The 10,554-nt window shown below is 63.0% G+C and carries 5 protein-coding genes; 4 read left to right on the top strand and 1 reads right to left on the bottom strand.

Annotated features, from left to right (window positions below):
• Window positions 1-41: 41 nt before the first annotated feature.
• On the bottom strand, window positions 42-296 hold the full coding sequence (locus ABI_RS05215; protein ID WP_006271806.1) for a type II TA system antitoxin, ParD family: 255 nt from the start codon (window positions 294-296) through the stop codon (window positions 42-44).
• A gap of 214 nt (window positions 297-510) precedes the next feature.
• Here ABI_RS05215 and ABI_RS05210 point away from each other — a divergent pair, with 214 nt between their 5' ends.
• The 4 genes from ABI_RS05210 to ABI_RS05195 all read left to right on the top strand — a co-directional run bounded on the left by ABI_RS05210 (window position 511) and on the right by ABI_RS05195 (window position 10,497).
• On the top strand, window positions 511-1,779 hold the full coding sequence (locus tag ABI_RS05210) for a serine hydrolase domain-containing protein (protein ID WP_006271804.1): 1,269 nt from the start codon (window positions 511-513) through the stop codon (window positions 1,777-1,779).
• 235 nt (window positions 1,780-2,014) lie between these two features.
• Window positions 2,015-3,250 carry a cation:proton antiporter gene (locus ABI_RS05205; RefSeq protein WP_006271803.1) on the top strand — a complete coding sequence of 412 codons (1,236 nt, stop codon included), beginning with the start codon at window positions 2,015-2,017 and terminating at the stop codon, window positions 3,248-3,250.
• A 247-nt stretch (window positions 3,251-3,497) separates the two neighbouring features.
• Window positions 3,498-9,080 (top strand): calcium-binding protein, encoded by a 5,583-nt coding sequence (locus tag ABI_RS05200; protein WP_006271802.1) that lies wholly within the window; start codon window positions 3,498-3,500, stop codon window positions 9,078-9,080.
• Between the two features lie 88 nt (window positions 9,081-9,168).
• A complete protein-coding gene (locus tag ABI_RS05195) occupies window positions 9,169-10,497 on the top strand; it encodes a tetratricopeptide repeat protein (protein ID WP_006271801.1) in 1,329 nt (442 codons plus the stop codon).
• Window positions 10,498-10,554: the final 57 nt, after the last annotated feature.

The following is a 10,554-nucleotide window of genomic DNA, read 5'->3' as shown; positions in this document are numbered from 1 at the left end:
CACATCGTCCGCCGCGCCCCTTTGGAGAACATACAGTTCCGTCAAGTTGCGGGTCCCTCACCCAGTTCTTCTTCGACAATCTGGTCGAACGATTGCGTTGCCAGGTCGCCGGTTAGCCCCTGTTCAATCCGACGCGTCAGGAAGTCCTTGAGATCAGTCCAGGCCTGTGCGTCGTCCCCGACCGCCGGCAGCAAGCGCTCAAGGGCATATTGTTTTATAGTCTTGCCCTGAAGGGCCGCAAGCGCTTTCAAGCTTTGATGCTGCTGATCCGTCATATCAATCGTCAAGCGACTCATGGCCCGGCCTCCGTTCTCAGGAGCCCACATTACCACAAATGTGGGCCAACAGCCAGAGTTGGTGACGGTTTGGGCGGGCACGGTTGAGCCGGTCGCGCAAACTTTGCGCACGGTAAGATGCAACCAAATTTTCCGCAATGTCCGGCCCACATCGTGGGATTTGCTGTTGCGGCTTTCGCATGGTACCGGTTGCCCCCCGCCTGGAGCCAGACCGATGAGCCAAACGAGCCGCCGCATCTTCCTCCTGGCCGGGGCCAGCGCCCTGGCGCTGCCCGGCGTGGTCCAGGCGGCTTCCGACGGACAAATCGTCAACCCGGATACGGTGGATCGCGTCATGTCCGGCTTTGTGAAGGACGGCCGCGTGGCCGGCTGTTCGGCGCTGATCTGGGAAAAGGGGCGCGAAGCCTATTTCGGCGCCTTCGGCCAGGCTGACCGCGAGACCGGGCGGGCGATGAGGCGCGACACCATCGTGCAGATCTTTTCGATGACCAAGCCCATAACCGGCGTGGCGCTGATGACCCTGTTCGAGGAAGGGCGGTTCGGGCTGGAAGACCCGATCGCCCAGCACCTGCCGGAACTGGCCGGGCTGAAGCTGTCTGCTGGCGTGGACGCCAAGGGCGAGGTACTGACCCAGCCCCCGGCCCGCCAGCCGCGGGTGATCGACTTCCTGCGCCACACCTCGGGTTTTGCCAGCGGCGCAGCCCAGGGCAAGCTGGGCGAACTGTACCGCGCTGCGTCCGGGGACGGGCCGGTCAAGACCTATGCCGACTATGTCAGGGCGATGGGCCAGGTGCCGCTGGAGCACGAACCGGGCACGGCGTGGCGCTATGGCGACGATGTCGAGATCCAGGGCGCCCTGGTCGAGCGGCTGACTGGCCAGCCCCTGGCGGAGGTGTTCGCCGAGCGCATTTTCAAGCCGCTGAACATGGTCGATACGAGCTATTTCGTGCCGGTCGAGAAGCGCGGGCGGTTTGCCGGGATGTACAGCCGCGACGCGGCCGGGGAACTGACCGCCGGCGTGGCGTTTGGGGGCGACCTGAATCTCAAGACCTGGGCGCGCTCGCCGGGCAGCTATGTCCTGGCCTCGACCCTGGACGACTATATGCGGTTCGCCCTGATGTTGCAGGGGGAAGGCGCCCTGGGCGATGTGCGTATCCTCAAGCCTGAGACGGTGCGCTTGATGGCGAGCGACCATCTGCCGGCCGGGTTGACCGACCGGTCGTGGTTAGTCAACAAGGGGGCTGTGGGCTTCGGGATCGACTTCGCCGTGCGGGTCGGGCCGCCGCAAAAGAACAGCGAGCCCTTCGGCCATGTCGGCGAATTCTTCTGGGACGGGTATGCGACGACGCTCTTTTGGGTCGATCCGGCCAATGATCTGACGGCGGTGTTCTTTACGCAGACGATCCCGTATCAGGATGCGATCCTTAAGGACTGGCGCGACGCGGTGTACGATGTGACGGCGCGTGGGGCGGCCAAGGGGTGAGGCGCGGCCGGGGGATATCGGACCTGCCCCTTTTGTTCCCAGGTTTGACACCGTGCAATGGACCGGCGTGGCACCCGCACTGCAAACTTATGTTTATCCCGGCATGGGTTGAGCCTCACGGGAGACAAGACGATGACCCAGAAGGCGGCGGCGCGGTTACCGCGGTTGGTGAAGGCGCGGAACCGGTTCGACGGTATCGGCCTCAGCTTGTCGCTGCCGTAGTCGGGAGCCGCGCGTGGACGTTTATGTCATCATACTGGTCGTCCTGGGCGTCATCACTCTGCTTACGGCTTGGTTGCCGCTGGTTCTGAAGAACCTGCCTCTGTCGCTGCCGATCTTCTGTATCGGTTTTGGCGTGGTGTTCGCCTGGCTGCCGCTGCCGGAGGATGCGATCTTCAATCCGCTGGAGCACCGGTATGTGACGGAGCGGGTCACCGAGTTCGTGGTGTTGATCGCGCTGATGGGGGCCGGACTGAAGCTGGACCGGGTCGTGGGGTGGCGGTCGTGGAACCTGACCTGGCGGCTGCTGATCATCGCCATGCCGCTGACGATTTTCGCCATTGCGGCCGTCGCGCACTGGCTGTTGGGCCTCAGCCTGGCGGCGGCCCTGCTGCTGGGGGCGGCCCTGGCGCCGACCGATCCGGTGCTGGCCAGCGATGTGCAGGTCGGTCCACCGCGGTCGGGTGAGGAAGACGAGGTGCGCTTTGCCCTGACGTCGGAGGCGGGGTTGAATGACGGACTGAGCTTTCCGTTTGTCCACCTGGCGATCGGACTGGCCCTGTGGCAGGCGGGACAGGCCTTTTCGTTTTCGGACTGGGTGTTGGTCGATGTCATCTGGAAGCTTGTCGCCGGCGTGGCGGCCGGGTGGACGATCGGATGGCTGCTGGGTCTGATCATCTTCAAGCTGCCCAAGCGTAGTCAGTTGTCGCGGACGGGCGACGGTTTCGTAGCACTGGGCGCGACCTTCCTGACCTACGGCGTGACGGAGCTTGTACACGGCTATGGTTTCGTGGCGGTGTTTGTTGCGGCCCTGGCGCTGCGTTCGGTGGAGCGGGGGCACAAATATCATGACGATCTGCACAATTTCACCGAGCAGATCGAGCGGCTGATGATGATGCTCGTACTGTTCTGCTTCGGCCTGGCCCTGGCCAAGGGCGCGATTTTCACCGACCTGTCGTGGCAGGTCGTGCTTGCCGCCGTCGTCATCGTGCTGCTGATACGTCCCGCCGCCGCCGGCTTGAGCCTGATCGGGTCGGGTCCCGTGGCCGCGGAGCGCGCCGTGATTGCGTTTTTCGGCATACGCGGTCTGGGTTCGATCTATTACCTGGCCTATGCTTCCGGGCAAGCCGACTTCGATCATGTGCGGACCCTATGGCAGACCCTGTTCCTGGTGGTCCTGCTGTCGATCCTTATTCACGGTTTGAGCGTGACGCCGGTAATGCAGTGGTTGGATCGCGGTCGAAATCGTTGACAGCTGCTTGCGGCGCGATCGGGGCTCGGCTGCGGCCTATGGTCGACATGGCGTATGACCGGGGTGGAATGGAATACCCCGACAACGGCTGTAACACCGTCGCCACAAAGCCCTGGCAGACGGTATTTTGTGCATTGTCAGAAGATACGCGCCGTGGCACTCCTTCGTTTATTAGGAAACGATGTTATTTTGGGTCGGGCCGCCCAGCCTGCTGCCGACCTGTCAATCGGGCTGGTCAGGTGACCCCATGCGCAAAGTGTTTTCTCTCAACGACACGGCCGAAACCGAGTCGGCACTGGATACCAGCCCCACGAAGGGACAGTCGCTCCTGAATGCGGCGACAGAGGCGGAAGCCTGGGCCGGCGCCGCGGTCAGCACGGCGAGCGGAACCTTCGCCAATGCGCTTCTGTACAACGGCGATACGGGCTCATTGATTGAAAACTTCAATCGCGACGACACTTTCACTGGTGGTACCGGCGATGACAGCCTCACAAGCGGGGGTGGCTGGGATACGCTGATCGGCGGTGACGGCAATGACACCCTTAGCGGTGGCGATGGCAATGACGAGCTGTTTGGCGGCAACGGCAATGACCGGCTGGTCGACGACGCCGGCGGTGCCGGCATGACGGGTGGAGCGGGGAACGACACCTATTGGGTGTTTTCGGGAAACATCGTCACGATTACGGAAAACGCCGCAGAGGGTACGGATGAGGTTTCCGTGGATTATAATTACGCCTTGCCCGACAATGTCGAAATCCTGCGCATGAGCGGAAATGCCTACAATGGTTACGGCAACGCTTCGGACAATGTGTTTTTTGGCGGCAATCGTGACAACCATCTTTACGGCATGGCTGGCAATGACGCGTTCTTTGGCGTCGAGGGCGCCGACACCCTGGACGGTGGCACCGGCAATGACAGCTACACGATCCGGAACGATGGCGATGTCATCGTCGAAGACGTGAATGCCGGAACCGACTTGGTCACCACGATCGGCAGTTTCGACTATACCTTGTCGGCGAATTTGGAAAACCTGACCCTGGGGGGCGCCGGCACCGGCCTCGGCAACGAAAGCGCCAATGTTCTGATCGGGTCGAACCTCGACAACTTCCTGGGTGGCCTGGGGGGCAACGATAGGCTGGATGGCGGGGCAGGTGGCAATGACACCCTGTCCGGTGGGCAGGGCAATGACAGCTACTATGTCAACCACCTGACCGTTTCGGTGTCGGAATCGTCCGGCGCCGGGACCGACGAGGTCTTTGCGACCCTCAGCCTGTCCCTGGCGGCCGAGGTCGAAAACCTCACCCTGATGGCCGGCGATATCAACGGTACCGGCAACAGCCTGTCTAACCGGATCATCGGCAGCGAAGGCCACAACGCGCTCGACGGCGCCGGCGGCACCGATACGCTGACCGGTGAAGGCGGCAACGACACCTATTATGTCGACAGCGCGACCGATACGATCTTCGAAGACAGCGGCGACGGCACCGACGTCGTGTTTTCGACCGCAGGCAGCTATGTCCTTAACTTCAATATCGAGATGCTGTACCTGTTGGGCGCCGCGGTGACCGGCACGGGCAACAACGGCGACAACGCCGTGATCGGTAACGACCTGAACAATGGGCTGAACGGCGGCGGTGGCCATGACCTGTTGAGCGGCGGCCTGGGCAGCGATACCCTGACGGGCGGGACCGGCAATGACACCTACTATGTTGATCAGGCGGGTGACAGCCTCGTCGAAGCCGCCGGCGGTGGCGCCGACCTGGTCTATGCCAGCCTGACCTACACGCTCTTGGCCAATTTTGAAGAGCTGCAGTTGACCGCAAGCGGCGATGGCACGGGGAACGACATCAGCAACCTGATCACAGGCTCGGCCAGCGCCAACGTCCTGAGCGGTCTGGCTGGAAATGATACCCTTGCCGGCCAGGACGGGAACGATACCTTGTCCGGCGGTGACGGCAATGACAACCTGACGGGCGGCCTGGGCATCGACGTCCTGTCGGGCGGGTTGGGGAATGACACCTACTACGTCGAATCCGGGGCCGACTTGGTCAACGAAGCCAGCAATGCCGGCGTGGACGAGATTTTTTCGACGGTCACCGTGACCCTGGGCAGCAACATCGAGAACGCAACCTTGGCGGCAGGCGGGCAGTCTGCTTTTGGCAACAGTCTGGCCAACCGCCTCACGGGCAGCAGCGGTAACGACGTTTTCCTGGGCCAGGACGGCAATGACACCGTCTCCGGCATGGAGGGCAATGACACGCAACTGGGCGGTAACGGCAGCGATAGTCTGAGTGGCGGCGATGGCGGCGACTTCCTCGACGGCGGCGCGGGCATCGACACCTTTGCCGGCGGGCTGGGGAGTGACACCTATGTGGTCGATGTCATAGGGGAAGTCGTGTCGGAAGCCGCCGATGCCGGCGTCGACGAGGTCTTTGCCAATGTCACCGTCTTCCTGGGCGGCAATATCGAGAACCTGACCTTGGTGGCCGGCAATCTGGGCGGCTTCGGCAATAGCCTGGCCAACCGCCTCACGGGCAGTACCGGCAACGACTACCTGGATGGCCAGGACGGAAATGATACCGCCTACGGCCTGGGCGGCCAGGATACCCTGACGGGCGGTGTCGGCGACGACGCCCTGGACGGCGGCGAGGGCAATGACCAGTTGACCGGCGGCCTGGGGTCCAATCAGGTTTATGGCGGACTGGGTGACGACACCGTCTATGCCGGCGACCCCGTCTTTGGTGTCGCGGCGGGCGTGCTGGACGGCGGCGATGGCAATGACTGGCTGGATCTGAGCGTCAACACCGGCGCGATCAGTCTCAACCTGGCGACCGGCGTCAACAGCTTCGCGGCGACCACGGTGACGGCTTTTGAGAATCTCAACAGCGGTTCCGGCAACGATTCCATCGGCGGCACCGACGGGAATAACGTCCTGGCTAGCAATGGCGGCGCGGATACGGTCCTGGCCGGGTTGGGTCACGATTCGGTCACGGGCGGTGATGGCAATGACTGGCTGGATGGCGGCGACGGCGACAATACGATCGTCGGCGGGACGGGCAATGACACCCTGGTCGGCACCATCAACGGCTACAATGTTGTGCTGGATGGCGGCGACGGTTACGACCTGGTCGATGTCTCGCCCTACAACGGCGATTACATCATCGATTTGGTGACCGGCGCGACCGGCTTTGGCGGCGAGGCCATAGTCAATATGGAAGCCTTGGTCAGCGGCGGCGGTAACGACCATATCACCGGCAATGCCGCGGCCAATCAGATCTCGGTCAACGGCGGTAACGACACCGTCCTGGCCGGTGCGGGGGCCGACTTGGTGACCGGCGGTGACGGCATCGACCAGCTTTTCGGCGAAGGCGATGACGATAGCCTGTTCGGGTTAGACGGCGCTGACGATCTGTACGGCGGGACAGGCCATGACACGATTTACGGCGGCTCAGGTGATGACACCGTCACCGTGAACGACGGCGACGACGGTTATGACACGGTCGATGGCGAAGACGGCATCGACATGCTGGAGGCCAGCGGCCTGACCTATGGCCTGACGCTGAACATGGTGGACGGATCGACCAATGTGGCCGCCGTCTTTGCCGGCTTCGAGGTGGTGATAACCGGGTCCGGCAATGATGCCGTCACCGGAACGGCGGCGGCGGATCAGATAGCGGTCAATGCCGGCAACGATACGGTCAATGGCGGCGATGGCGCTGACCTGGTGACCGGCGGTGACGGCGTCGACCTTCTGTTTGGCGAAGGCGCTGACGACAGCCTGTTGGGTGACGGCGGCGACGACGATCTGAGTGGCGGGGCGGGCCATGACACGGTTTACGGCGGCACCGGCAACGATATCATCACCGTGGCCGACGGGGACGACGGTTTTGACACTGTCGATGGCGAAGGTGGCATCGATATGTTGGACGCCAGCGCCCTCACCTACGATCTGGCGCTGAACCTGGACGACGGATCGACCAATGTCGCGGCGATTTTCGCCGGCTTCGAGGGCGTGGTGACCGGTTCCGGGAATGATGTCATCACCGGCGGCAGCGCGGCGGAATATATCGAGACCGGCAGCGGCAATGACTGGCTTGACGCTGGGGAAGGTGCCGACACCCTGATCGGCGGCAGCGATAACGACGTCTATGTCTATACCTCGGGCGATCTGCTGGTCGAACTGGCGAACGGCGGCAATGACGGGGTCTACAGCGCGTACAATATCACCCTTGCCGCCAATATCGAGAATGTGGTCCTGACCGGGGCACTCGCGGTCAGCGCGACGGGCAATGCGCTCAACAACAGCCTCACCGGCAATGGTTCCTTTAATGTGCTGGACGGCGGCGCGGGTGCCGATACCCTGACCGGCGGGCTGGGTGACGACAGCTATTATGTCGACTCAACGGGTGACAATGTCGTCGAAGCCAATGGCGCAGGCAGCGACAGCCTGTTTTCGAGCGTGACCTATAGCCTCAGCGGCCGCTATATCGAGTTCCTGACCCTGACCGGGGCCGCCAACATCAACGCCACCGGCAACAGCCTGGCCCAGAGCTTGACCGGCAATAGCGGCAACAACAGCCTTACGGCGCTGGGCGGCAATGACCGGTTGGACGGCGGAAGCGGCGGCGCGGACACGCTGATCGGCGGCAGCGGCGACGATACCTATGTCATCACCACCGCCGGCGATACGATCACCGAAGTGCTGGGCGAAGGTTCGGACCTGGTCGAATCGGCCATCACCTACACCCTGGGCGCCGAGGTCGAGCGGCTGACCCTCACCGGATCGGCCAATATCAGCGGCACCGGCAACGGGCTGCACAATGTCCTGATCGGTAATGCCGGCAACAACACCCTCAGCGGCGGCGACGGCAACGACACCTACTATATCCAGAACGCGGCCGACCAGGTCTCCGAAGCCAGCAACGCCGGCTTCGACACCGTCATTTCTTCGGTGACCTACAGCCTGGCGGGCAAGCAGGCCGAAGTCCTGAGCCTGACCGGTTCGGCCAATCTCAATGCCACCGGCAACGGCCTGCTCAATGTGCTGAACGGCAACAGCGGCAGCAATGTCCTCGACGCAGGTGCGGGCCACGACAGCCTGAACGGCGGAGCGGGCGCCGACACGATGATCGGCGGCACCGGCAACGATAGCTATAGCGTCGACGATGCCGGCGACATCATCAGCGAACTGGCCGGTGGTGGTGCGGAGTTGGTCTATGCCTCAGTCACCTATACCCTGTCAGCGGAGGTCGAGGCCCTGATCCTGACCGGTTTGACGACCATCGACGGTACCGGCAATGCCGGCAACAACACCCTGACCGGCAACAGCGCCAAGAACGTCCTGGCCGGAGGTGCGGGCAACGACACCTACTATATCCAGACCACAACGGACAATGTTGTCGAACTGTCCGGACAGGGGACCGACCTCATCTACTCAACCGTGACCTACAGCCTCAATGGTCGCTACGCCGAAACCCTCATCCTGACCGGTTCAGCCAATGTCAGCGCCACCGGCAATTCGCTGGGGAACACCTTGACCGGGAATGACGGCATCAACACCATCAACGGCAAGGGTGGCAAGGATGTCCTGGCCGGGGGGCTGGGGGCGGACATATTCCTGTTCGAAGCCGCGTCCGGTCTCGACACCATCACGGATTTCAATGCCAGCCAGAACGACGTCATCAATGTGAACGCCTATACCGGCGGGGTGGCCAATAACGGCCTGGTCGCCCAGGTGGGTGGCAATGTCGTCATTACGCTCAGCGCCGGCAATGTCATCACCGTCAACACCGCCCTGGTCGCCGATGTGCTGAGCCATATGGTGTGGTAAAATCGAGGATGGGAGCCTTCAGCGCCACGGGGCTTTGACATCCGGGATGACGCTCCTATAGTCGGATCGTAGGGCAGCGGAGACCGTGGTGAACGCATCGAACCGGCTTGATGGATGGAAGGCGATCGGCAACCATTTTGGTCGCGATCGGACAACCGTCATGCGCTGGGCGCGTGAGCGCGGCTTACCCGTGCGTCGGCTGCCGGGCGGTAAGACCGGCACCGTCTATGCCCTGAAGGAAGACCTGGATCAGTGGGCGAGCAACCAGGACGATCTCGGTCAAGATGACTCCGCAGTTCCGGTTTCTGGGCCAGTCCCTGCATCTTTCCTCCAGCGTGGTCGCCGGTTTTGGCTGGCGGGCGCCGCGCTTGCCGCCATCCTGGCCATGGTGGTGGCGGTGGTCATGCTGTGGCCGCGTCCCGTGCAGCAGCGACTAGCCCTTCCCTCAAATCCGGAGGTTGCGACCCTTTATCTTGAGGGCCGCGACCTGTGGGCCAGTCGCAAGCCGGAAACCCTGCGGCAGGCCATGGCGGCCTTCACCACCGTCACGCAACGCGCGCCTGATTTCGCCCCGGCCTGGGCGGCGCTGGCCGATGTGCATCTGTTGTCGCGTGAGTTCGATTCGGTGAACGACAAGGCCGCCTTCGAGGCGGCGCGTACCGCCGCCACGACCGCCTTGAAACTGGATCCCGATCTGGCCGAAGCGCACAGGGCGATCGGTTTCATCGCCTACTGGTGGGACAATGACCCCAGGTCTGCGGGAACGGCTTTTCGCCGCGCTCTGGAATTGGCGCCCCGCAACGCCCAGACGCATTTCTGGTACGGCAACGTCCTGTCCGACAACGGGCAGCATGTGGCGGCCTTGCGGGAGCTGAACGCGGCGCGGCTGATCGAACCGGGCTCCGTCGCCATTCGGACCGATCTCGCCTGGGCACAATGGGCAGCCGGCGACGAGGCCCGGGCGCGCCAGGCCTTAACCGATCTGTTGCGCGACCATCCCGATTTTGTGGTGGCGCAGGATTGCCTCAGCATCGTCCAGCTTTCCGATGGCGACTACGTCTCCTTTGTGCAGACCTATTCGGTCTATGCCCGGCTTCGCGGCAGTGCCGAGGAGCAGGCGTATGCGCAAAGGCTCCGTGCGGCCCTGAGCCAGGGCGTTGATTCCGTTCAGTCGGTCCTGATGCAAAACGCCATGTCCGACCTTTCGGCGGAGAAGCGAAAGACGCATGCCTGGCCGGTTCTGCTCGCCTCGGTCGCTCAGGATCGCGGCCAGGTGCTCGATCTTCTGGCCCGCGCCGAGAGCCGAAAAGAGCGCTGGGGCGAGGCCGCCGTCGTGGGACGTATCCTGCGCCTATGGAGCGGTGACGAAGAGATCGCCCGCCGTGTCGGCGCTCTACGCGCACCCGCGGTCGCCTGAAGCGCGTTCACACGGCGTCACATCTCCTACCAACCCACAATGACCTTGACTCACTGT

The sequence above is a fragment of the Asticcacaulis biprosthecium C19 genome (assembly GCF_000204015.1).
Taxonomy (GTDB): Bacteria; Pseudomonadota; Alphaproteobacteria; order Caulobacterales; family Caulobacteraceae; genus Asticcacaulis; species Asticcacaulis biprosthecius.
Note: the sequence above shows the minus strand (reverse complement) of the source record. Positions and strands in the feature narration are given on the sequence as shown.